The 23774-nt window shown below is 23.8% G+C and carries 37 protein-coding genes; 18 read left to right on the top strand and 19 right to left on the bottom strand.

Going from position 1 to position 23774, the window contains the following annotated elements; all coding sequences use genetic code 4:
• Window positions 1-26: 26 nt before the first annotated feature.
• Entirely contained in the window at window positions 27-1268 is a 1242-nt protein-coding gene (locus tag AC6I4F_RS02755) for a DEAD/DEAH box helicase (protein WP_497874274.1), read from the bottom strand.
• A gap of 471 nt (window positions 1269-1739) precedes the next feature.
• Window positions 1740-1952 carry a hypothetical protein gene (locus tag AC6I4F_RS02750; protein ID WP_497874273.1) on the bottom strand — a complete coding sequence of 71 codons (213 nt, stop codon included), beginning with the start codon at window positions 1950-1952 and terminating at the stop codon, window positions 1740-1742.
• Between the two features lie 119 nt (window positions 1953-2071).
• Between AC6I4F_RS02750 and AC6I4F_RS02745 the strand changes: the two genes are divergently transcribed.
• Window positions 2072-3694, top strand: a complete 1623-nt coding sequence (locus AC6I4F_RS02745; RefSeq protein ID WP_497874272.1) for an ABC transporter ATP-binding protein/permease — start codon at window positions 2072-2074, stop codon at window positions 3692-3694.
• A gap of 97 nt (window positions 3695-3791) precedes the next feature.
• On the opposite strand, the gene AC6I4F_RS02740 is transcribed toward AC6I4F_RS02745, so the two are convergent.
• The 7 genes from AC6I4F_RS02740 to AC6I4F_RS02710 all read right to left on the bottom strand — a co-directional run bounded on the left by AC6I4F_RS02740 (window position 3792) and on the right by AC6I4F_RS02710 (window position 8530).
• Complete coding sequence (locus AC6I4F_RS02740) at window positions 3792-4544, bottom strand: hypothetical protein (protein ID WP_497874271.1); 753 nt, start codon at window positions 4542-4544, stop codon at window positions 3792-3794.
• A gap of 91 nt (window positions 4545-4635) precedes the next feature.
• Window positions 4636-4974: a hypothetical protein gene (locus tag AC6I4F_RS02735; RefSeq protein ID WP_497874270.1), complete on the bottom strand. Its 339-nt coding sequence runs from the start codon at window positions 4972-4974 to the stop codon at window positions 4636-4638.
• Window positions 4975-5024: 50 nt separating this feature from the next.
• Window positions 5025-5147 carry a lipoprotein gene (locus tag AC6I4F_RS02730; RefSeq protein WP_497874269.1) on the bottom strand — a complete coding sequence of 41 codons (123 nt, stop codon included), beginning with the start codon at window positions 5145-5147 and terminating at the stop codon, window positions 5025-5027.
• 362 nt (window positions 5148-5509) lie between these two features.
• A complete protein-coding gene (locus AC6I4F_RS02725) occupies window positions 5510-5998 on the bottom strand; it encodes an IS630 family transposase (RefSeq protein WP_497874268.1) in 489 nt (162 codons plus the stop codon).
• A 40-nt stretch (window positions 5999-6038) separates the two neighbouring features.
• Window positions 6039-6398 (bottom strand): helix-turn-helix domain-containing protein, encoded by a 360-nt coding sequence (locus AC6I4F_RS02720; protein ID WP_497874267.1) that lies wholly within the window; start codon window positions 6396-6398, stop codon window positions 6039-6041.
• Window positions 6399-6603: 205 nt separating this feature from the next.
• Entirely contained in the window at window positions 6604-7437 is an 834-nt protein-coding gene (locus AC6I4F_RS02715; protein WP_497874266.1) for a DUF3137 domain-containing protein, read from the bottom strand.
• Window positions 7438-7708: 271 nt separating this feature from the next.
• Entirely contained in the window at window positions 7709-8530 is an 822-nt protein-coding gene (locus tag AC6I4F_RS02710) for an IS1595 family transposase (protein WP_497874265.1), read from the bottom strand.
• Window positions 8531-8550: 20 nt separating this feature from the next.
• Between AC6I4F_RS02710 and AC6I4F_RS02705 the strand changes: the two genes are divergently transcribed.
• Together AC6I4F_RS02705 and AC6I4F_RS02700 are read left to right on the top strand one after the other, a co-directional pair.
• Window positions 8551-9171 (top strand): hypothetical protein, encoded by a 621-nt coding sequence (locus AC6I4F_RS02705; protein WP_497874264.1) that lies wholly within the window; start codon window positions 8551-8553, stop codon window positions 9169-9171.
• 1 nt (window position 9172) lies between these two features.
• Window positions 9173-9565, top strand: coding sequence for a hypothetical protein (locus tag AC6I4F_RS02700; RefSeq protein WP_497874263.1), 393 nt, complete (start codon window positions 9173-9175; stop codon window positions 9563-9565).
• Here AC6I4F_RS02700 and AC6I4F_RS02695 read toward each other — a convergent pair.
• Window positions 9549-9689: a hypothetical protein gene (locus tag AC6I4F_RS02695; RefSeq protein ID WP_497874262.1), complete on the bottom strand. Its 141-nt coding sequence runs from the start codon at window positions 9687-9689 to the stop codon at window positions 9549-9551. The genes AC6I4F_RS02700 and AC6I4F_RS02695 overlap by 17 nt on opposite strands.
• A 170-nt stretch (window positions 9690-9859) precedes the next feature.
• On the opposite strand from AC6I4F_RS02695, the gene AC6I4F_RS02690 reads away from it, so the two are divergent.
• From AC6I4F_RS02690 to AC6I4F_RS02665, 6 genes are all read left to right on the top strand, one after another.
• Entirely contained in the window at window positions 9860-10120 is a 261-nt protein-coding gene (locus AC6I4F_RS02690; protein ID WP_497874261.1) for a hypothetical protein, read from the top strand.
• A gap of 12 nt (window positions 10121-10132) precedes the next feature.
• On the top strand, window positions 10133-10405 hold the full coding sequence (locus AC6I4F_RS02685; RefSeq protein WP_497873258.1) for a hypothetical protein: 273 nt from the start codon (window positions 10133-10135) through the stop codon (window positions 10403-10405).
• 214 nt (window positions 10406-10619) lie between these two features.
• Window positions 10620-10811: a hypothetical protein gene (locus AC6I4F_RS02680; RefSeq protein WP_497874260.1), complete on the top strand. Its 192-nt coding sequence runs from the start codon at window positions 10620-10622 to the stop codon at window positions 10809-10811.
• Window positions 10812-10926: 115 nt separating this feature from the next.
• On the top strand, window positions 10927-11229 hold the full coding sequence (locus AC6I4F_RS02675) for a hypothetical protein (protein ID WP_497874259.1): 303 nt from the start codon (window positions 10927-10929) through the stop codon (window positions 11227-11229).
• Between the two features lie 83 nt (window positions 11230-11312).
• Entirely contained in the window at window positions 11313-11558 is a 246-nt protein-coding gene (locus AC6I4F_RS02670; protein WP_497874258.1) for a hypothetical protein, read from the top strand.
• Between the two features lie 324 nt (window positions 11559-11882).
• The gene (locus tag AC6I4F_RS02665; protein WP_497874257.1) at window positions 11883-12731 is read left to right on the top strand and encodes a hypothetical protein; all 849 of its coding nucleotides are present in this window, start codon (window positions 11883-11885) and stop codon (window positions 12729-12731) included.
• On the opposite strand, the gene AC6I4F_RS02660 is transcribed toward AC6I4F_RS02665, so the two are convergent.
• The 6 genes from AC6I4F_RS02660 to AC6I4F_RS02635 form a co-directional block, all read right to left on the bottom strand.
• Complete coding sequence (locus tag AC6I4F_RS02660; protein WP_497874256.1) at window positions 12728-13123, bottom strand: hypothetical protein; 396 nt, start codon at window positions 13121-13123, stop codon at window positions 12728-12730. The two genes, AC6I4F_RS02665 and AC6I4F_RS02660, sit on opposite strands and share 4 nt — an antisense overlap.
• Before the next feature lie 61 nt (window positions 13124-13184).
• Window positions 13185-13964 carry an alpha/beta hydrolase-fold protein gene (locus AC6I4F_RS02655; protein WP_497874255.1) on the bottom strand — a complete coding sequence of 260 codons (780 nt, stop codon included), beginning with the start codon at window positions 13962-13964 and terminating at the stop codon, window positions 13185-13187.
• A 16-nt stretch (window positions 13965-13980) separates the two neighbouring features.
• Entirely contained in the window at window positions 13981-14724 is a 744-nt protein-coding gene (locus tag AC6I4F_RS02650; protein ID WP_252320766.1) for a hypothetical protein, read from the bottom strand.
• 18 nt (window positions 14725-14742) lie between these two features.
• Entirely contained in the window at window positions 14743-15381 is a 639-nt protein-coding gene (locus AC6I4F_RS02645; RefSeq protein WP_497874254.1) for a hypothetical protein, read from the bottom strand.
• Between the two features lie 137 nt (window positions 15382-15518).
• Window positions 15519-17390 carry an ankyrin repeat domain-containing protein gene (locus tag AC6I4F_RS02640; RefSeq protein WP_497874253.1) on the bottom strand — a complete coding sequence of 624 codons (1872 nt, stop codon included), beginning with the start codon at window positions 17388-17390 and terminating at the stop codon, window positions 15519-15521.
• Window positions 17391-17442: 52 nt separating this feature from the next.
• Window positions 17443-17886, bottom strand: a complete 444-nt coding sequence (locus AC6I4F_RS02635; protein WP_497874252.1) for a GNAT family N-acetyltransferase — start codon at window positions 17884-17886, stop codon at window positions 17443-17445.
• A 231-nt stretch (window positions 17887-18117) separates the two neighbouring features.
• Between AC6I4F_RS02635 and AC6I4F_RS02630 the strand changes: the two genes are divergently transcribed.
• The 8 genes from AC6I4F_RS02630 to rpsO all read left to right on the top strand — a co-directional run bounded on the left by AC6I4F_RS02630 (window position 18118) and on the right by rpsO (window position 21609).
• Window positions 18118-18363 (top strand): hypothetical protein, encoded by a 246-nt coding sequence (locus AC6I4F_RS02630; protein ID WP_497874251.1) that lies wholly within the window; start codon window positions 18118-18120, stop codon window positions 18361-18363.
• 353 nt (window positions 18364-18716) lie between these two features.
• Window positions 18717-18989: a hypothetical protein gene (locus AC6I4F_RS02625; protein WP_497874250.1), complete on the top strand. Its 273-nt coding sequence runs from the start codon at window positions 18717-18719 to the stop codon at window positions 18987-18989.
• Window positions 18990-19013: 24 nt separating this feature from the next.
• Complete coding sequence (locus AC6I4F_RS02620) at window positions 19014-19265, top strand: hypothetical protein (RefSeq protein WP_497874249.1); 252 nt, start codon at window positions 19014-19016, stop codon at window positions 19263-19265.
• Window positions 19266-19347: 82 nt separating this feature from the next.
• The gene (locus AC6I4F_RS02615; protein WP_497874248.1) at window positions 19348-19488 is read left to right on the top strand and encodes a hypothetical protein; all 141 of its coding nucleotides are present in this window, start codon (window positions 19348-19350) and stop codon (window positions 19486-19488) included.
• A gap of 343 nt (window positions 19489-19831) precedes the next feature.
• Complete coding sequence (locus AC6I4F_RS02610) at window positions 19832-20122, top strand: SemiSWEET family sugar transporter (protein ID WP_497874247.1); 291 nt, start codon at window positions 19832-19834, stop codon at window positions 20120-20122.
• The gene (locus tag AC6I4F_RS02605) at window positions 20115-20420 is read left to right on the top strand and encodes a SemiSWEET family sugar transporter (RefSeq protein WP_497874246.1); all 306 of its coding nucleotides are present in this window, start codon (window positions 20115-20117) and stop codon (window positions 20418-20420) included. Before AC6I4F_RS02610 ends, AC6I4F_RS02605 begins: the two co-directional genes overlap by 8 nt.
• A 42-nt stretch (window positions 20421-20462) precedes the next feature.
• Entirely contained in the window at window positions 20463-21218 is a 756-nt protein-coding gene (plsY, locus tag AC6I4F_RS02600) for a glycerol-3-phosphate 1-O-acyltransferase PlsY (RefSeq protein WP_497874245.1), read from the top strand.
• 124 nt (window positions 21219-21342) lie between these two features.
• Window positions 21343-21609, top strand: coding sequence for a 30S ribosomal protein S15 (gene rpsO / locus AC6I4F_RS02595; RefSeq protein ID WP_252319942.1), 267 nt, complete (start codon window positions 21343-21345; stop codon window positions 21607-21609).
• A gap of 118 nt (window positions 21610-21727) precedes the next feature.
• On the opposite strand, the gene AC6I4F_RS02590 is transcribed toward rpsO, so the two are convergent.
• A complete protein-coding gene (locus AC6I4F_RS02590) occupies window positions 21728-22228 on the bottom strand; it encodes a transposase (protein WP_497874244.1) in 501 nt (166 codons plus the stop codon).
• Window positions 22110-22583: a hypothetical protein gene (locus tag AC6I4F_RS02585; RefSeq protein ID WP_497874243.1), complete on the bottom strand. Its 474-nt coding sequence runs from the start codon at window positions 22581-22583 to the stop codon at window positions 22110-22112. Before AC6I4F_RS02585 ends, AC6I4F_RS02590 begins: the two co-directional genes overlap by 119 nt.
• Window positions 22584-22767: 184 nt before the next feature.
• Here AC6I4F_RS02585 and AC6I4F_RS02580 point away from each other — a divergent pair, with 184 nt between their 5' ends.
• Entirely contained in the window at window positions 22768-23340 is a 573-nt protein-coding gene (locus AC6I4F_RS02580; RefSeq protein WP_497874242.1) for a hypothetical protein, read from the top strand.
• Window positions 23341-23528: 188 nt separating this feature from the next.
• On the opposite strand, the gene AC6I4F_RS02575 is transcribed toward AC6I4F_RS02580, so the two are convergent.
• A complete protein-coding gene (locus AC6I4F_RS02575) occupies window positions 23529-23762 on the bottom strand; it encodes a YneF family protein (RefSeq protein ID WP_425383090.1) in 234 nt (77 codons plus the stop codon).
• Window positions 23763-23774: the final 12 nt, after the last annotated feature.

The raw sequence follows: 23774 nt of genomic DNA, 5'->3' as shown, positions 1-23774 counted from the left end.
AATATTTAAAGAAAAAATGAATAATTTTAATATTTTGGTTTTCTTTTTCATTTTGAATTATTATCAACATTACGTTTAAAATCATTTCTATTGTTATGAGATGAAAAATTTAATTTAGTCGGTACTTTAACAACATTTTTAGGTAAATCTCAACCTGTAGTATCTAGTAAAGTAATTTCGTGATTTTGATAATATTGAATTTCTTGAATTTCATTATATTGAACTCTATTACTTACTAAAGTAATAGCAGTGCCTTGTGCTCCAGCACGAGCTGTTCTACCAATACGATGAGTATAGTATTCATATTCGCGTGGAATATCATAATTAAAAACATAATCAATACCATTAATGTCAATTCCTCTAGCAACAACATCAGTAGCAATTAGTACTTTAACATTACCATTTTTAAATTGTCTCATTGCTGCCATACGTTCTCTTTGACTTTTATCACCGTTAATAACAGCACATTTAATATTATTTTGTTCTAATAATTGTGCGATTTTGTTAGTAAAAGCTTTTGTATTTGAAAAAACAATACTTAATTGTGGTTGTAATTTTTGATATAAAGCAACTAATGCAGTTTCTTTTGTTATATTACGACAATTAAAATAATATTGTTTAATATTTGCTTGTTGTAATTTTTGACTTTCATCTTCAACACTAATACTAACTGGATTATTTTGATAATCATCAGCAATTTTTAAAACTGGTTTTGACATTGTCGCTGAAAAAAGAACAGTTTGAATATTTTGAGGTGAATTTTCAAATAAGAAATCAATATCTTTTTTAAATCCCATTTTTAACATTTCATCTGCTTCATCTAAAACTAATGTTTTAATTGAATTTAATCTTAAACTACCACGATTAATATGATCAGTAATTCTTCCTGGTGTTCCAACAACTATGTTACTAGTTCTTAAATCATATAATTGATTTCTAATATTAACACCACCACATAATAAAGCAACATTAACGCCATTTAAAAAATAAGCATATTTTTTTACTTGTTTAGCAACTTGGATTGCTAATTCTCTAGTTGGACAAACAATAATGGCTTGATTACGATATAATTTTATATCTAAATTATGTAATATAGGTAAGACAAAGGCAGCAGTTTTTCCGGTTCCGGTATGACTTTTTCCAATAATATCTTTTTTTTGTAAAGAAACTGGAATTGTCTTCTTTTGAATTGGTGTTGGGGTAATATAACCTCATTTAGCAATAGCAGCAGTTAATTCTTGTTTTAAATTTAGTTCTGTAAAACTCATATATTTCTCCTTAAAAATAAATTTTTAATAAATTTAGAAAAAATGATAATTATAACCTGAAAAATAACCTCTAAAAGAGGATTATTTTAAAAAAGGATTAGTTTTATTTATTATTTATATATAATATACTTACTTACATTTTAAAGTATTAATTCATCTAATTTTTCTAAAATTAAAAGTTGTCAAATAATTTCATGATATTATTTATTTCTTTGACATCATCAACAACTTTTTTTGATATTTTTTTATCAATTATATCTTAAAATAAAATTGCGAATTAATCAACAACTTAAATATAATACACTATTTTTAATTAAATGTAAAGATAAATTTATAAAAATGAAAATATAAAAATAATAATTAAAATACTATACAAATTTTTAAATTTATTAAAATTAAAAATTTAAATGGCTTTTATCCCTTTATGTACTATTTTTAAATTTTATCACATAAATGGAGATAAAAGCCTATCTAGGAAATTATCCCCACATGTATATAAATCAAACACAAAATTATAGTTTCAAAACTAGGTATCTTATTGAATTTATATGCAGCTTCTTTTGCATATAAATGAATATTGTGTTTTGAAACTTTTATGTGTGTTCGAAAAGTTCGTCTGATGTGTTTTCATGCAGATTCAATCTGCTTTGTGTTTACACCTGTTGATGACACATACCCATCCATAAAAATGATTTACTCATATTTTAATTGTTAACGGCAGCAAGATGATATATAATGATCTAATAGAACCAAATTTAGATAGTGAAAATAGTAGTTTAGATTGAAAGGAGAGGAAATAAAAAATGTTAGAAAAAGAAACCAAAACAAATTTAACAGAAACAACACATAAAAAAATAATTAAAAATAGTGACTTTCTAATTAATGCTACTGACATTGTTAAAGTATACGGTGATAAAACGGTTTTAAATAAATTAAATATTCAAATTAAAGCTGGTGAGCGAATTGGAATCATTGGTGCAAATGGTAGTGGTAAGTCAACACTGACAGAAATTATTGCTGGTATTAGACATGCAACTTCAGGAATTATTGAAAAAAAAGAAGGTATTGTTATTGGTTTCCAATTTCAAGAATCAAAATATCCACCAGGAATTACTATTATGGATATGCTTACTTATTATTTAGAAACATTTAATATCGAAATCAATGTTGGTCAATTAAACGAATTATTAAATACCTATCAATTATCAGCTGCTAAAAATAAAAATATTATGTTTCTATCTGGTGGTCAACAACAACGACTTAATATATTATTAAGTGTTATTCATAAACCTGACTTGGTTATTTTAGATGAAGTATCAACTGGTTTAGATATTGAAGTTAAAGAAGAAATATTTGATTTTTTACAAAAAAATATTGTTGAAAAAAATGTAGCAATGATTTTAGTTACTCATAACATGAGTGAAATTGAAAATTTCTGTACACGTATCATTTATATGCACGATGGTGACATTATTGAAAAACGGACTGTTGAAGAGGTTGTTAAAGAATATGGTTCAGTTCATAACTATACATCTCAACAATTTCAAAAATATAAAAAACCTACTATTGCTGCAGAAAAAGAAGCATTATCTAAGAAAAAAGATCAGCAAGATCCAAACAAAATTGTAAATGCCGCAAAAACACACCCTTCTAAACAAAAACCGTTATTGAATTTAATGTTTAAATATTATCTAAAAGGCTTCTTTGTCCCATTTTTTCTAATTGTTTATCCAATTCTAATCTTGGGAATTCAAGGAGAATCAATACGGCATACTGGTGCTGATGTTTTTGGTACCATTACTGCCGTTAAACAAATGATTGCTGGTATTGCGATTGTTAATATTATTTCAGTTGGAATATTTATTATTCCTCAAACAATTATTGAATTTAAATTATCTGTATTACTAAAAAGAATTGGTACAACTAATATTCATCCTTTATTTTTTGTTACTGCTGTAATTATCATCGGTTTATTTGCTTCAATAATTTCTTTCTTATGAACATTATTATGAGGTGGCATTTACTTTGGTGGTACGTATGGATGAAGTGTTATTGCTCTTCCTACTCAAATTGGTGCTTCGATTCCATGAATTATTATTATTTTTATTACTACTATTGGTTTAGGAATAATGTTAGCATCATTATTTAAGACTATTACTTCATTTATTGCTGTTGCCAACGTATTATATTTACCTGTTGCTTACTTAAGTGGCTCAATTATGCCTATTGATTGAATTACAAGTAGTAAAGTATTAAATATTATTAGTTATTTCTCACCATTTAAATACTCTACTTTGCCTTACTTTGAATGTTGAAATGGAACATTTAAAATGACATGAGAAATGTATTTATATGGAGGTATTAGTTTAATAATACTAGCAATTTTTATGGGAATTGCTGCTCGCAAATTAAAATGACAAGATTAATAATCTAAATTTAAAAGTGATTGGGAATTCCCAATCACTTTTAATATTTAATTTTTCAACTATTAAATAAAGAAACTTTTTTAGTATCTTTAAAAAATTATGATATTTTTATCTTGTATACTTTATTATTACTATTAGTGTTTGCTGCAAATAAATAATTATCATTAATTACTAATGAACCAATTTCACAAACATATAAATCAAAAGGTGCTCATAAATCAGATATTTCTTGATCATTTTTATAAATCTTACCTTCAACTAAATCTGTTTGTGTTCTGGCATATCAATCATTACCCACTGCTACCAATGAAAAAACTTGTGAATCTAAATGAGCTATTTCTTGACCATTTTTATAAACTTTGCTATTGTAACTATTTTGAACTTCTGTACTTATATATCAATCACTTTTATTATTACTCATCGCTAAAGAATAAGCATTCATGTATCCTTTGAAAGTATAAAAAATCATTATATTTACTTTTATATTTTTTTCACCTTTAAAAAGTCGTGAATTTGATTTAACAGTTATTTTTATGTCTAATATTCCTGCATTAATATCATTACTTATTATTTGAGAACCATCAATTTTAGTAATTTCTACATCTTCTAACTTTAAACGTATCAAACTAGGTTTTGTTTCACTCAACTCATAAACTAATTGTTCCTTAAAATTTTCAATAATTTGATCAGTATTTTCTCACTTAAAATTAATCTCTGCTGGGAAGATAGATAAATCATTTCTATCTTCAATGATACTTAAATTACTTATTGTTATCCAATCAAATTTTGCAAATGCCTTATTTTTAGCAGTTACTTTAATTTTTATATCAATATTGCTTATATTAGCCAAATTAACGATACTATCATCTGCTAATTGTTCCCCTTCATTAGTTCAAATAGAAATTAATATGCTTTTATCATTTTTTATTTCACCAGTATTTTTATAAATACCTCATGATGACTTCTCAATTTGATAACGAATAGTACAATATGCAAGCCCGGGTAGTGGTTATGCTTTTTGTAAACTCTAAAGTTCTTTTTAAATCATTTATATTTAAATTAATCTTTTGATCTATAAGAATATAGTTAACTGTAATATTGTCTTTTTTTCCAGTAAAATTTTCTCCTTTAGCTGCAATTTTAACCTTTAAAACTAAGGAATTATTAATATCACTATCTTGTATATTTATTGTAGTTCCTGCTTTATAAACATCATAATCACTAGCTGTTATCGTGCTTAAATTTGGTAATGTTCTTATTTTTTCTTCTAATTTAGCCAAGAAATCTGATTTTGTATTTGCAGATAATTCTTCTAAATTAATACATTTTTTTATTTTATATGAAATATCATTTTTTTTACAATTGGAAAGTCTGGTTTACCACAACTAATAGCACTGGTGCTTGTTATTGATCTTAAAATAATAGAACTTAAGATATTTAGTAGTTTTTTCATAATATTTCTCCCCTCATCTTTTATATTGTCTTTTTTTCATCATTATTTTATAAAATTAGTACTTTCAATACGTTATTCTTCATTATATTGACTTTACTAGTTTTCTTTTACTTAGAATATTCTTATAGAATTTTATTTTTATTTAAATTTATCTACCACATTGATAAATAATTATTAATAATATGTTTGGATATTCTTTTTTAGATAATGATAAGTAACATTTAGTAGTAATAATTGATATTTAATTTTACCTTTTTCTTTTGAATTATTAAATTTTTCTAAGATAATTATATAATATTTCTGTATTCTTACAACAATTTTTTCATATGATTATTTTTAAATTTTAACATTAATATATATAGCTAACTAAAGTAATGTTTACTTATATCTTGAAAAACAAAATCAATTGCTTTTTTAATATTTGGTCAATAATTTGGTAATATTTTTCTTATATTATGTTTTATAGCAAATCAAAAATGTTCAATTGGATTTAAATTAGGAGAATATGGTGGAAGAAATAATAGTTTGCATCCAGCATTTTCAATTAATTGTTGTGTTAATTTAGATTTATGAAACGTTGCATTATCTAAAACTATAATTTGTCCATGCTTTAATACTGGAATTAGTATATTTTTTACATATGATTCAAAAATTTTACTGTTGCAATGTCCTTCAAATGCTCATAGAGCTTTTAATTTACCTTTATTTAGTGAAACAATTATACTCATTCTTTTTATTTTATATGCGGATTTATTATCAAATAATATTTTACCTTTTTCAGATCAACCATATTTATAAAATTCATTATCATCAATTCCAGATTCATCAATATATACTAAATCTTCATTCATTATTTTAGTTATTTCTTTTAAAAAATCTTCTTGTTTATTTTTATCTCTTTGTTCATATAGAAAAGTTTTTTTTATATGTATAATTTAGTTTTTTAAAATAGTTATAAACTGTTTCTTTAGTCATATCACCAAATTTTTCAATCACTTTTTGAACTGTAACATCTTTATTTTGCGCTAAATAATTTTTTAATTCATCTAAATCCTTTATTTTGTGGCTATGTCCTTTTTGATAATTTAAAATTGGTTTTATATGCCCAGTTTCTTTTTTTCTTTTTCTTCATAAGAATAAAGTCTTTCTAGTAATATTGAACAATTTACAAATTTCTTTAATTTTCATGTTTTTACTTTCATAGGCTTCTATTACTTTTCTTCGTAAGTCTTCACTGTATGGTTTTGGCATAATTTAATCTTCCTAATCTATTTTAAATATTGCTGAATTGTACTTTTAAATTCAAAAACTGTTTAAATTACATATTATTATTTTACATTATTTATGAGTAAACATTAATTTAGTTAGCTATATATATAAGTATTCATCAAACTTAATTTTGACAAACAATAAAAATGAAATTTTTTTTAAATGTTGAACTAAAAAATAACTAAAACTATTTAAACATTAGTTCGTTAACTAAATCTAAACTTACTACTCATTGATAAGAGTTTAATATAATATCTAATGTAAAATTTAACATTTCAACAATATTTTCTAATAATTTTTTTTCACTATTAGCAATAACTAAATTTAATAAATTAGCAGTAGAACTATTATCAGAACCAATATTCATATAATGAAACATTAGAGTGACTTGATTTTTATTAATATAAATACGTGGTATTTTTTCTTGTGTATTTGCTAAATCAACCATTTTGCTCATTACTTTTGGTACTAATAACTTTCTTAACTTAATTGGATCACTATAATCAAGAGCAAATAACTTTTCAAATGCTGCTGATTCAAGTTGATCACCACGATTTGAACCCATAATTCTTGAACCTAATGTTTCAGGAACAATCGTTGTTATTACATCTTGCATATCAATTAAACATGTAAAATAAAGATATCGATTACATGTAGTACTAGTAGTTGTAGTTTTTCCTGTCTTGTAAGTTCTAGTAATTTTTTCTAACGTTGTTCCACAATTAAAATTTTTATCATTAATACTAACAATAATAACTTTTTCAGTTCAAACACGATGATTAAAATCACTACCAATAACTAAGAATTTTTGTGGTACAATGGTAAAATTATTAGTAACATTAGTAATTTCAACTGCTTTAAAAGTAGAATTAACTGCCATTTTTAAATAATTAATATTATATTCTAAAAATTCTCGTTTTATTTTTTTGGAAAAAGTTTGTCCAACTGTTACTAACAATGTTCCAACTAAAATAAAAATAATAGCAATAATAACTATTACTAAATAAAATGTGCTAGACACTTTTTCAGGTAATAAACTACTCAGAAAAATTATCCCTAACATAATAGTAAAAAAAACCTAATGCCAAAATAATATAAGCAATAATTTTATATACATTGCTTATAAACATTCGCTTAAAGGAAGTATTTAAAATCTTGTTATAAATTGAATGTATATTTTCTTTAATAATTTTTAATTCATTCTCATTAAATTTTATAATACTATTATTTCTGCTCATTTTTCCTCCCATATATTAATTGGCTTTTATCTAGGAAATTATCCCCACATGTATCTAAATCAAACACAAAATTATAGTTTCAAAACTAGGTATCTTATTGAATTTATATGCAGCTTCTTTTGCATATAAATGAATATTGTGTTTTGAAACTTTTATGTGTGTTCGGAAAGTTCGTCGGATGTGTTTTCATGCAGATTCAATCTGGTTTGTGTTTACACCTGTTGATGACACATACCCAACTTCATGATTTACGATTTCATGTTTGTGATAGAAGTTTTTGAAACTTCCATATCCCTTCAAATAATCCGTAAATAGACAACACCCAGTAGAAATGTGTTTCAATGCAAATCATAAAAGGTTTTTCTCATCTGCTTTTTTCAATACTTTCACAATTAGTTTGTTGCTGGTTTTCTCATAAACTCCAACAATCAAGGTTTTATTCAACAAGGAAGATCCTTGTTGAATAAAACCTACATGTGAAAGATACATTTCATCCATCTGTGCTGTGCCATCATCAATGAACCCTGCATCTTGATTCCAAATTCTAGTTCTGATTTCATGACCCATTCTTCAAGCTGTTTTATATGTCACACCCAATTCCCTTGCAACATCTGTTGATGGTATACCATGCTTTGTGTTTATTCATCTAAAGATGAGATAAAACCAAGATGTCAAAGGTGTTTGTGACTTGTGAAAAATAGTATCATGAAGAATACTAAATGTTTGATGACATTTCAAACATCTTATTCTTTTTAAATCAGAAACATTCAAACTAGAAGAAGCACACCTGATACATTTCATTACTTTCAACTTCGCTATATATTTCAAACAATCGTTTTCATTTTGAAATATGCTATTGAATTTATTTCAATTCATTTTTTCCTCCACAAGTACATGTGGGGATAATTTCCATAATTAATTATGCTAAGTTTGTTCGGTATGTAGATAAGTCAGTTTCTTTATTAAGAGATGAACCATATTTTTGACCACCTTGACTAATTGAACCGCCTAAACCAACGTATCCACCATTTACAACTGTTAAACCGATAATTGATGTTTCTTTTGTAGATTGAGATACTTATATATCTTTAACTAGTTTTGGTATAGCGAATGTTATTAGTGGTTTAACTGAGTTAATACCTAATAAATTTCAAAATATAAGAAAGATAGTAAATATGGGAACTGATGGTTGTTTGATTAGTAGTGGTGTTGCTATCGGAATTAATAATAATTTTAATAATAATTTTGCTATTCCTACGATTATTGCCGGCGCAAGTGAGATTATAAATCAGTTATTGTTGCCATTAGGAAATACACATAATAATACAGAATTACAAGAAGTATTTACTGATGAAAGAGCAAGATTAATTAATGGCAGTGTTAATGATTATCAAAGTACAGATGACGGTATGGTGGTTGATGTTGATTTAAATGATGATAGTATGTCAGAGATTAATTTAGATAGAGCAAGTTTAAATCGAGATTATTCTTATGCTTATACACTAGGTGGTGTTTAAAGTGAAAATATATATGTGATGAATTTTAAAATTTATGGCATTAACTGGATGTATTACATTTAGTATATTTTTAGGATTAATTCCTAGCATTATAGTTTTAGGAATTGTTGCAACTAAACCAGTATCTATCTTAATTGGTATTGTTGTGGGTTATATTGGTATTCCATTAAATAATATTAAAAATAAAATAACAAATTGATTTTTTAAGAGAAAAGAAAATAAATTTATTAAAAAGAATGATTTAAAAGTTGAAAGAAAAAGATATGAAAAACAAAAATTAGAGAGAAAATTTCAAAATTTAGTAATAATTTCTATTTTATGCCTATTATTAGTGCTGATTGCTTTAAAATATCATTTTCCATTCTTAATTGTCTTAATTATTTTCTTAATTTAATTAATTCATTTTCTTCAACAGAACGGTTATCTTTGGTTTTAAAACTGCATGAATTAGTAAATTGCTTAATTCAATTATAAGTAGCTGCTCTTGTAACATTGTACTCTTTAGCAAGACAAGACACTGACTTACCACTTTGATATAAATCTACTATTTATTTTTTAAATTCATCTGAATATGAATTAATATTGGCCATAATTATAACTCCTTTCTTTTAACTAATTTGTTCACTTGTCTACGTAATTAGTGTCCAATAAAGTGTAACCCATCCATTGTTTTTAGGAGGTAATAGTTATGATTAAATTATTTTTTGCAATAATTTTTGTTTTTCCTTTATTAGGTAAACTTTTACCTTCTTTAAATAATATTGTGCAAAATATTTTGCAAAGTTATATTATTGATTTTTCTGGTTTACATAATTTATCTCTGGTTATTAAAAGTTTTATTTTTGGTGATAGTTCACAACAAATAGTTTCTATGCCAGTACCACTATTAGCAATAATTTTAGTTGTTTTTACTTTTTCATTAATTTTAAAGTTATTAAAAATTATATAGAAGTAATCAGTTATGGGTGTTGCTTTTATTTCAAAAGTTTTAGAACTATTTGGACAAATTTTTATGAAATTTTGAAATTTACCAATGGCAGATTTAGGCTTTAATTTAGGTACTTTTGTAGTTTTTATTCTTTTAATTAAATTTGCTATGTCAGTGTTTTTAAGTATTGATATTCAACCAGTTTCTACTAGACAAGGATTTTCAAAAATTAGTAGAGGTTCTAAAAAATTGGGTAAAAGAGTTGCTAGTTCTATTAGAAAGAAAAATAAAAAGAAAGAAGATTAATTATGATGAATAATTTTGTGAATAGTATATTGCATTTAATTTTTATATTTTCTAATAATGATATTGGTGTATTTTTAAATCAACCAAATATCACTAATGAAGTTTATATTTCCTTTATAATTTGACTTTTTGGTTAGTATTAGGTTTATTTTTTAATTTTATTTATCGTAGTATTAAATTCATTTTTAAGTCATTGCTTGGGTAGGTGTTAAGTATGAGTGTTTTAGAAATTTATAATAAAATACATCAATGTATTGTTGATTATTGAACTATGTTTATAGGAATTCCAATTGACCAATTTACTACTATTTTATGAAATTTAGTAGTTTATGGTACACAGTTTTTTATTGGATTTATTATATTTTATGGTTTTTGAATAGTTTTAAAAATTTTCATTGGTAAATAATTATGTGATTTAAGTTTGCTAAATTTTTTTTGTTGTAAATACTTCTGTTCAAGCACCTACTAGTTTAATTGCTTCAAATGACCATGATGTTGTTAATTATGATATTAAAAAAGAAATGATTAAACACGTTAAGTATAATGATTTTAATGATTGAGCAACTATTCCATGAAATTATGCTTATTTTGATGTTGACCAACCGGATTTAAAATTAGTTAGTGGCGAAATTATAGGTGGTTTAGATAATGATTTGGATGTTGAATATCAAAGTGATGTTGTAGGTGTTAAAAAGATAACACTTAATACTGGAACTGGTGTTTATTCTTTTAGGAGATATCAGTTAGATGATATTTCTCGTATTATGTTTAATCATAATTTTGTTCAATATGGTAAAAAAATCGACTTCTTATTCATAACTTAAATCATTGAGTTAAACCTTTAAATTTACGTTTTGAATTAAATTTTGAAATTGATAAACTTTTAAGTTTTTATATTCAAGGTTTTATGTTTTATTTTAATTATGAGGCTTTTTTTACATTTACTGGTGATTTTGCTTTTAGTTTTTTAGATTATGTTGGTTATACAAAATATATTTTTAAAGGAACAATTGGTAATGATGTTTATATGCAAGATTTGTATAATTTTGTTACTATGACAGTTCGTGTTCCAAATTTAAGACATTTAACTGTATTTTTTGATATTCATGGAACTACAAATTTAACTATTCCGCCGGAGGTTTCATTTGGTTAGATTAATATTTTTTCAAGCGACAAAGTAACAACAGTACCGCCAAATAGTCCTTTTAACCCTGATTATGATCGTGTTAGTTGATATGATGTTTTTGGACATTTACGTAATGCTTTTAGATGAGTACTTTATGGATTTGTTTGTAAAGTTTTACCAGTTGAACCATTAAGATAGTTTATTTTTATCACAGATAGTTTATTACGACATATTTTTTCAGATACTATTAGTACTGCTTTAAATGTTGATATTGTTAGTGGAATAGAAAATATTATACCTTTATGATTATTTATTAGAGCAATTAGTTTAATTGTAGGTTAGGAGTTTATTATGCCTTGATATGGTTATGTGTTATTAGTTATAGGTTTAATTATGATTATTTATCCAATTTTTATAACTATTCGTAATGTTAAAATTTTAAAACGAGTTGGTAGTTATATTATTTCAGCACCACCACGTACTGGAAAATCTGCTCTTGCTTGTTGTCTAGCACAAACTCATAAGAAAAGAGTAGTTAGTCCTTTTCCTATTAAATTAAAAAATGGTTATTCTTATTTAGTAAATTATAATGATGTTTTTACTTTTAATCAATTAGCAAGTAATTATGCTTTTGAGGAAGAAGATTTAATAATTTTAGATGAATTAGCATTAAAAATAAATTCTAATGATTTAGGAATGCAATTTAAAAATCAACAAGAAAGTTTAGGACAATTTTGTAAATTAATAGGTCATATGTTTAATGGTACAATGTATTTGATTGAACAACACCATAATAGAATACCAGTACAAGCAAGAGAAAAAGTGGAATATGTTGTTCAAGTTAAAAAAATGCGTGTTTTATTATTTTTTGTTGTATTTAATATTAATTTATATACTAATATTGATGATTATAATAAAGTAGTATTTTCACGACGTAAAACCAAGAAAATGTTTAAGAAAGGTATAATGCCTCCAATTTATAGTGGTGAAGCAATGACTATGACTTTATTTTTTCCTAGATATTGATTGAAAAGGTATAATTCTAGGGCATTACATTATGTGCATGAACTTAAAAGTGAATTGTCACCTAAGAAACATCTCAAAGAAGCAAGTAGTATTGATATGACTTATAATGATATTAAATCTTCTGGTTTAGATAAATTAGATAATATTTTAAAGAAAAAGAGAGATAAAAATTAAAAAAAATGGCCGGAACCAACAAAGAACCTTTTGTTGGGTTGGCCGCGGGGTTTAGCCCCGCTGGGGTGAGTTGCGAAGCAACGAGGGGCAAAGCCCCTATTACTTGGAATACTAAAATATAGTAAGAATTTAGGAGAGAAAGATATGGAACTTACAATTAATATTTTATCTTGAATTGGAGTAATTTTAAATATTATTGTTTTAATTCCCCAAAGTTTTAAAATAATTAGCACCAGAGATACAAAATCATTATCATTATATATGTATATTATTTTTGTACTATCAGCAATAACATGAATTATTTTTGCAATATTGTCTAATCAACCTGCTATTAATGTTATTTTCCGCTGATCTTTATTAGTTTTAATAGCAACAACTGCTATTTTTTGCAAGTATTATTTTAATTCTAAAAATTAATAATATTTTTAGAAAAAAAAAAAACCATAGTTTCAATTAGCTAATAAGAATTAAAGGATTTTCATTAATATATTTAATTCATCATTTAAAACCATGACCACCATTTTCATCAATTACTAGATTAGTAGTAATTTTTCTATTAGTTAATATTTTTTTTAATTCAATAGTATTACTTTCATATTTTGTTACTAATTTGCCTTCAAAAAACTTTGGTTCTTTTTTTCCTACCCATAGTTCAACTATTAAAGGTTGATTATTATTTAAAACTTTAGTTTTTAAATCTTCAATAATTTGTGAATTAAATCAAATTGCTGGCGAAAATAATAATAATTTTGTAAATTGTAATTTTGATAAATATAACATTTGTAAACAAAAATATGCCCCCAAAGAACAACCAATGGCATTTAAATTTTTAATTTTTAAATTAAACTTTTTAATAACAAATGGTATAACCTCATTAATAATAAATTCTAAGTAATTTTTACCATTACCACCAAGAAAATCAATATTACTTTTTTTTAATTCAGGAAAATATTTTGTCATTAATATTTTTACATCATCATTGGTATAAGTTGCTAAATCATTAAAACGAGTCATATTATTGGTACTACCAATACCAATAAAAATACAATTACTACTATTTTCAAATAAAATATTACTATTACTATTAAGTAACATATCTTTACCATCAAAAACTAAATAAACTTCATAAGCAATATTTTGATCATAAATAGAAGGTAAAGCGATAATAATATCTTTATTAATATTTAAAAATTTACTTTTAATATTATCAACTTTTACATCACAATTATTCATATTTTTTCTCCTTAATTTATTGATAATTTCCTAACAAAGAATAATTCATTATTCTAATATAAAAATTAAAATTAGTTTGTTCTAAGCGCATAGCGCATTTAACTAATTCATCTAAAATTATCAACTTATTAGTAAATAAAGTTTCATATGAAAAAAAAGCTTTTAAATTTAAATCAGTACTATCTTTTGTCAACAATGTTTTTCTAGTTTCTAAATCCAACAAATAAAATAACATTAATAAACTTCCAAACTCATAATTATTTTTTATGTTTGTTTCATTCTTAGTTAAATTAATAAAAATATTACCACTAATATTTACCAATCTTTTAATTATTAGCAAACTTTCTTTTTTCAAATTAGAATTATTAATCAAAAAATCAGGTAATACTACTTTTGAAGTATCATCAAACCAAACTTTTATTTGATCTTTACATCCAAGTAATAATAAAAGTTCCTTGGCATTTTGATAATCATCTAACTGTTTTTCTTGACGCTTAAAAGTAGGAATTAAAGCAGAAATAGTTAATATAAAATTTGCAACTAATCTTAAATATTCTTTATAAGAAATTTTATTGAAATATAAATAAACACTTATTATTTTCATAAACATTAAATTTTGATTACTATTAAATATTAAGTTATAAGTATTACGATAATCTTTTGCTTTTAAATGACCTAATTTTTTTTTAATTTCGCGCTTAAAAAAATAATTACTTTTTAAAAGCAAAAGATGGTTAAATAATCGATATTCGGGAATCATTTTTTACTTCCAATCTAATTATATATTTGGAAATTTACTTACTGATTTGCCTACTTTAAATTCACTTTGAAAATTACTATTAAAATCTGTTTTTTTAATTGAAAAAATATCATGACTAAATACTCCATTTGGACTTGTTTTTGTAACTACTTTATATTTATCAGTTTTTGTAACACCATTTGTAAACATTATATTATATGAACCTTTTACAATATAAAAATCATTTTTATTTGTTACTGGATTTAAATCAACATTAATATTTGAAATAATAGTAGTTACATTATTTAATTCTTTTTCATTAAAAATAGTATCTTCTAATTTTGTGCCACTATCAATTTTAATATTTAAAACATTTTTTAAAAATTGAAAACTTTCTTCATCTTTAGCTTTTTTATCATTTTTAATCAAATTTATTACCTTAATATTAGTTGTATTGATTTTTCAAGTTACTTGTGATTTATCATTTTCATCAATATTAATAGTAGGCATTAATAATCCTTCACCAGTAGCATTAGTCAATTTTAAACCTTGTGAAACTTTTGCATTTAATAAATTTTCTTCGAAATCTTGATTATAACATGAAATAACTGAACTTGTGCTAACTGTAGTTAAAGCAATTGCCGACATTAATCTTAATACCGATTTTATAATATTCATATTTTTCTCCTCAATCTTTAAATCTTTTTTACTATACCTATTATATATAATTTTTGTTATATTACATTAATTATTATTTTATTATGATTTGAGTGTTTACTTAAAATTTAATCTGTATAATTAAATGAAAATTACCTTTATATTTGTAAAGTTTGTTTATTATTAATTGTTAAAAAAATATTATCATCTTCAATTAAATTTATTTTATTTTTAAAATAATCAAAAGCATCAATAGCAACTTCATCAATATCATAATAATAATTTATAATGTTAAATCTATTTTTATTAGCATTTTTATCTTTTTTATTTAAAGGTTTAATAAAAGAAGATTCTTTTCTTGATAATAAATCAATATTTTTTTCTAAAAATATTTTATCTTCTTCATTTATTTGAACTTTTGATTTAATTGCTAAAGCATTTTCTTTTTTTAGTAACATACAAGCATGATTTCATGCCGAATTCCCCGAACTATCTTTATAATCAATATCAACCGGTCATTTTGTTACTAAATAAGTTACTAATTTTTGTCAATCATTTAATACTGCTATATGCAATAATGAATAATTTTCTTCTTCAAATTTTAGACTATTAATAAATTTTTTTTTAAAAAAAAGATTTAGTTGTCAATCAATATTTTTGGTTTTTTTATTAATATAATCTTCATAATTTTGCAATATTTTAATAAATTTTCTTTCTATTTTTTTTGAATAAATTCTTTCTTTATTTTTATTAAAAATAATATTCATTTTATTTATCATTTTTTTAACATTTAATAAATTTTCTCTTTTTAAACTATTTACTTCAATAATTATCTTTTTTATCTGTCAATGATTATATTTGGTTCCAAATAATAAAGCAGTATTGCCATTTACATCTAAATCATCAATATTAGCATTATGTGCTAATAAAGTTTTAACTATATCCAAATGTCCATTTTTAACAGCAACAATTAAAGCGGTTTCTTCAATTATATTTTCATGATTAACATTAGCGCCATTTTTGATTAAAGTATTAACTATTTCTAAATGACATTTTTCAGCAGCTCACATTAAAGCACTCAAACCATCAATAGTTACATGATTAACATTAGCGCCATTTTTGATTAAAGTATTAACTACTTCTAAATGACCTCTACCAGTAGCAGCAATTAAAGCAGTATAACCACAAATTTTTGTTATAGAATAAACATTTGCACCTTTATTTAATAACAAATTAACTACTTCTAAATGACCATTCCTCGCAGCTCACATTAAAGGCGTATCACCATTTTCATTTATAAAATTAACATTAGCTCCCAATTCTAATAAAGTTCTGACTATTTCTAAATGACCATTCCTCGCAGCCCACATTAAAGGCGTATAACCAAACATATTTTTTCTATTAACATTAGGATAATTTGTTAATAAGGCATTAGCTATTTCTAAATAATTAGATTTAATTGCTAATATTAAAGCAGTATTACCATTTATAGAGACATGATTAATATTAGTGCCATTTTCTAGTAAATCATTAAATATTTCTGTATATCCATTTTTAGCAGCCACTAACAAAGCAGTTTCGCCATATCGATTTTCATGATTAACATTAACATTAAGTGTTAATAAAGTTTTAACTATTTCCAAATTTCCATTTTCAGTAATGAAAATTAAAGCAGTATTACCAAATTGATCCTCACAACTAACATTAGCATTATGTTCTAATAACAGATTAACTATTTTTGTATATTTTTTTTTAGCAGCTAAGATTAAAGCAGTATTACCATTTACAGATATGTAATTAATATTAGCATTATGTTCTAATAAAACATTAACTATTTCTAGATAAATTTTTTCAGCGGCCCATATTAAAGGCGTATAACCAGTTATATCAATATAATCAATATTAATATCATATTTTAATATTTTATTAACTACATCTAACTTTTTATTTTTAATAGCATCTATCATTTTTGCTTCTTTGTTATTAATATTTATATTTATTCCAAATATTTCTCTAACTCACTCAAACATATTCTTTTCCTTTCGTTGTTTTTAAAAAAGAATGTATTTAAAATATTATTCTTTAAAATTTACCTTCATTATATATTTTTTTCTCCATTTTACAATGTTTAATACCAGCGTCCAAAAATATTTCAGAACAAACTTTATAAACAAAATTTTTATAAAAATTTAGTGATTGAATTTTGGCATGAAGAGATATAACATTAAATTGATTTTTAATTGCAACTTTTTCCATAAATTCCATTAATTTTTTACCAATACCCAATTTACGATATTCTTGCAATATACACACTCTTTCAATCTTTACAATATCTTCAACTTTTCGCATTCTACTAGTAGCTATTGGTTTATTATTATCATCAAAAACTAAAAAGTGAATCGATACATCTTCAAATTGATCAATTTCTTCTTCAAAAGGAACCTTTTGCTCATTAACAAAAAATTTTTTTCTAATCAAAAATGATTGTTCTAAAATTTCAATATTATTAACTATTTCAATTTTCATGTTTTCTCCTTAAATATAAATAATATTTTAAATTAATTATATAATTAATTTTTAAATTTAATTTAACAATTAGTAAATTTTACCAATTAATAAGTGAATTTTTAATTAGTGCTATAATTTAAGTAAGCGATTTTAAAAAATATTTTTTTGGGGGAGGGAATAAATTTTGGAAGTACAAAAAATTCAATTTAAAAAATTACGACCGCATAATTTTTTTGGGAGGACATTATTTTGTTTTATTATTTTTTTTGAATAATATTTATTACATTACTAATTACTGCATTAGTCTTATTTTTAAATGAAAGAACAAGAATTAATAAACAAAATAATGTTAAAGAACTACTAGAACAAATTGATAACGCAAAACAAGAAAGTGACAAAACTCCTTTCTATAAAAAATTAATGGATATTTATTATCCATTAATTGATTTTTCATTAATGTCATTTATTTTTACTCAACATGATGATCACCAATAAGTGACTGAGGAAGTGCATGAACACAACGTTTAAATAGCATTAATAAATGCTTATTCATATATCTTTATTACAATTTTAATCGCTTTAATTGCTTTACTTTTTTATATTATTATCATCATTAAACTTTATCGTCGTCGAGCATTTCAAAGAAAATATGGTTTAACAACTCAATTTGCAAATGATTATCCAATTTATGATATTAAAATGTATCTAGGTTTTACAGTTAATTTAGCTATTATTTTTAGTTTTTCAATTTTCTAACAACTATCATTGTATTAATTTATGGTATTATATTGGTATTAACTTCTTATTTCTTTTGATATATTTTAAAAATTAAAACAGAAATATTAAGTATGCATAAATGATGAAAAACACCAAACTTTGCTTTATTTTTATCTGTTATTTTATTCCAAAATGGTTATACTTTATTAAAATCAATATTTGCTCAAAAGTTTAATGTTAACTTAGACTTAATTTTATCAATTATTTTACCAATTGGAACAATTACCATCTTTATTACCTTATTAATCAAAAATATGCTTAATTCACAAGTTACAGCAGTAAAAAATGCTATTAAAACAATTGGTGCTAAAATTAGTGCTTTTCAAATTTTCTATTATACATAAAAAGAAAAATATTTAAAAGATTACATGTTTGTTAGTCAGTTGCCAACACTTGTTCGTATAAATAGAATTAACACCAAACAAGCAGTAACGCTAATGGCAACTATTGATGAAACAATAATATTTTTTAAAAACCACTTTCATAAACCAAAAGAATTAAACTATATGCTTTTTCACTTATTTAATAGAATAACTGATATTGAAGAAATTGAAGAAATCAAAAATAATATTCTTAAAATAGAAAAAAATAATAATAAAAATTTAACAAAAAAGTTTTAAAAATAGTTAATACCATAGAAAATAATAAAATTTGTTATAATTGAGTAGAGTAATTATGATATGAGGAAAGGAAGTTATATACATGTGACCATTTAAAAAAAGGGATAAAACCGGAGAAGCAAAAGATCAAAAAAAATGTGATGGTTGTTGGAAAATGAAAAGTTCATCTGAATGTACTAAAGCAGCAGATGGTAAATGTTTGTGTAAAGATTGTGCTAAATAAATATATTAAATAAGTGTGTTAATGACACACTTATTTAATATATTTAGAAAGAAATGATATAATGAAATGATTCAATAAAAAAAACAAAAAAACTGATGATGAATCTTTAACAAAAACCGTAAAATGTTTTGATTGCGGAATGATGTTTGAACCTTTTGACATTCTTGATACAAAATAAGGGAAATCTTTATGTAAAAAATGTTTCATTAAAGAAGAAGAAAAATAAATTAATGATGTGTTTTGCTAAACACATTTTTTATTATTTAAAATAAAATAAATAACTATTTTCACAATATTTTATTATAATTACTATGATAAATTAAATTAATTAAAAGGAGAAAAAATGAACATTTTTATAGAAATATTTGGGTATCTTGCAGCCATTTGTATTCCTTTGGCATTCTTACCACAAACTATTAAACTAATAAAAACAAGAAATACTTCAGGTCTTTCTATTTTTTCATATAGTATCTATCAACTGGGAGGTCTTACTTTTTTAATATTTGGCATACTTCGTAATGATATTCCCATGATTACTTGTCAAACTATTACTGCTATACTAAATTTCATAATAATTGGGATTATTGTTAACAATTTAATTAAACAAAAAAATAAGGAGGAAAAAAATGTCTAATATTGCAATTGATATTATTGGATATATAGGTGCCTTTTTTATTTCAGTTGCCTTTTTACCACAAACTATTAAACTAATTAAAACTAAAAACACAAAAGGTTTATCGTTAATTTCTTATAGCATATATCAAATAGGATTAACTTCATTCATAATTTATGCTAGTTTAATTAAAAACATTCCCTTACTAGCAGCAAATGCCTTTGGCACAGTTATTAATATCATATTATTAACATTAATAATTTATAATTTATATTATAATAATAAATATAAAAAGAACAATTTAACTTCCAAAAAATAAAATATTTATTAACATAATACTTGCACAAGAATGGAGAAAAAAATGGAACATATTAATCTATTAGGAACTTTTATTTTTATTATCATTGGTTATTTAATTGGCTCAATCTCACCTTCAATTATTATTAGTAAAATAAAATTTAAAACCGATGTTAGAAATTATTACTCTAAAAATGCTGGTGCTACTAATTCAACACGAGTTATGGGTGGTAAATGAGGAGCTATTATTTTAATTATTGATGGTTTTAAGCCCGCTATTCCTATTTTAATTGCATACGGTTTAACCTTTATCAATATTACTAATCCTAATTATGAAACAATGTTTAAACAAGCATATATTTATCCAACTGGTCTTGCTGCAATTATTGGTCACTGTTGACCACTATTTTATGGTTTTCGTGGTGGTAAAGGAGCTGCATCTTCATTAGGAGTACTATTAATGATTAATCCTATTTATTGCGTTATCACAATTGCTAGTTGATGATTTATTTTATATTTAAGTAGAATGTCATCTTTATCTTCAATGTTAATGATGATACTTGCTTTTATCTTATCATGAATACCGAATATGCCACTGCATGCTTTTTTTTCCCAACAAGACACTCAATACTATATTGTTAATATAACTATGGCTCTAATTTGAATATTAATTATTATTCGTCATTGAGATAATTGTAAAAGAATTCTTAATCATACTGAACGTAAAGTGACTATTTTTGATAAAAAAAATAAAAAAGCAAATGAAGAAAAAAATAAAAAATCATCTCTTTATACAAAATTAATAAAAATATTTTTTTAAAAAATGCTTGTTTTATGTTTAAAATTAATGTACTATTATAACCGTGTTGACTTAACATTGTTAATATTCTCTCCGATATTAGCTTTGCTTAATCCGAATTATATTTAAAGGAGAGTTATCAAATATGGAACAAATTAAACAAGATGAATTGATTAAAAAATTTCGCTTAAATGCCAAAGATACTGGTTCTTCTGCAGTTCAAATTATTAATTTAACAAAAAGAATTTTAGAATTAACAGCCCATCTACAAGTACAAAAAAAAGATATTACTGCAAAACGAAGTTTGTTAAAAATGGTAGCAAGCAGAAAACGTTTCTTAAAATACTTTAAAAAACAAGATGTTGCTACATACAATAAATTATTAACAGCACTATCACTAAAAGATAACTAATATTAAATCAGTATTTACTTATTAATACTGATGGCTTTTATCCTTTTATGTACTATTTTTAAATTTTATCACATAAACGGAGATAAAAGCCTATCTAGGAAATTATCTCCACATGTATTTAAATCAAACACAAAATTATAGTTTCAAAACTAGCTATCTTATTGAATTTATATGCAGCTTCTTTTGCATATAAATGAATATTGTGTTTTGAAAATTTTATGTGTGTTCGGAAAGTTCGTCGGATGTGTTTTCATGCAGATTCAATCTGGTTTGTGTTTACACCTGTTGATGACACATACCCAACTTCATGATTTACGATTTCATTTTTGTGATAGAAGTTTTTGAAACCTCCATATTCCTTCCAAGAATCCGTAAATAGACAACACCCAGTAGAAATGTGTTTCAATGCAAATCATAAAAGGTTTTTCTCATCTGCTTTTTTCAATACTTTCACAATTAGTTTGTTGCTGGTTTTCTCATAAACTCCAACAATCAAGGTTTTATTCAACAAGGATCTTCATTGTTGAATAAAACCTACATGTATACATTTCATCCATCTGTGCTGTGCCATCATCAATGAACCCTGCATCTTGATTCCAAATTCTAGTTCTGATTTCATGACCCATTCTTCAAGCTGTTTTATATGTCACACCCAATTCCCTTGCAAAATCTGTTCATGGAATTCCATGTTTGGTGTTTATTCATCTAAAGATGAGATAAAACCAAGATGTCAAAGGTGTTTGTGACTTGTGAAAAATTGTGTCATGAAGAATACTAAATGTTTGATGACATTTCAAACATCTTATTCTTCTTAAATCAGAAACATTAAAAATAGAAGAAGCACACCTGATAAATTTCATTACTTTCAACTTCGCTATATATTTCAAACAATCATTTTCATTTTGAAATATGCTATTGAATTCATTTCAATTCATTTTTTCCTCCACACTAGTACATGCGGGGATAATTTCCATACTGATTTTTTTATATACATATAAATAATATTAAAAATAGAAATAGATTTAAAAATGATTTAAACGATAATAAAATTAATACTAAAAGTGTTATAATATAATTATAATTTAATATATGTTTCTAACCCATTTATTTTTCACTAAAATAAATGGGTTTTTGATTTCAAAAAGAAGGAACAAAATAATGAATGATAAAGATATTAATGGTGAAAAAATAATATCAGTTATTTTAAATTCTGTCACTTCATATCAAAATATTACATATTTTAATTATTGGGATTATATAATTAAAGAAGAAAAAATTAGTTCTGAAATAAAAAAAAGTAGCAATAATTTAATAGAAAAAAATACTAATCTAAATTATACAAACCAAAATGGTGATAGTACTTTAATAGTAGCAAGTCATTATTATCAACTTATAGATTCCATTAAAATTTTAATAGAAAATGGCGCTAATATCAATCACGCAAACCAAAATGGTGATACGGCTTTGACTATCATTATTAATAATAGTTTATTTTATGATAAAAACATAAAAAATATATTAGAAAACATATTTTATCAAAAGTATGAAGAATATATTACAAATAAGGCGAAAGTAGAAATTATTAAATACAGGCCAGAATTTTCAAATAACTCATTATTTCATGATATTAAAGATAATATATTAATACATTTAAATACAAATAATTCAGTAAAAAATATAAAAGAAAATTTAATATTAATTTGATTAAAAATCGATAAGAAAAAAAATTAAAAATTGAACAAAGAATAAAGAAAATATTTAAATGTAACATTAATAAATTAAATACTAATCAAGAAAAAGAAAAAAAATGACAGAAAAAAATTAAACAAGAATTAAAAGAATAAAATTATCCACAAAATAAGCCATCAACAAGCGGATATATAAAACATTAAATTTATCACAAATATAATGAATAAAAATTATCGTTTTTTAGTAGTACTTTGTTGACGTTTCATTGCTTGCATTACTGATTTAATTTGAGATTCAGTAGGTTTACGCCCCATTTGTAAATACATTGCACGAATCATATTTTCATTAATAGGAGGATTTTTCTGTAATTGTTTTTCGAAAATCTTCTTAGTAACAATAAAACCAACTAATCCACCAATTAACGCACTAGCAATGCCAATGATTAATACTGCTCATCAAACCATAATTATTAATTT

It is taken from the genome of Spiroplasma ixodetis (assembly GCF_059729505.1).
This window is presented reverse-complemented; position numbering and strand designations above follow the sequence as displayed.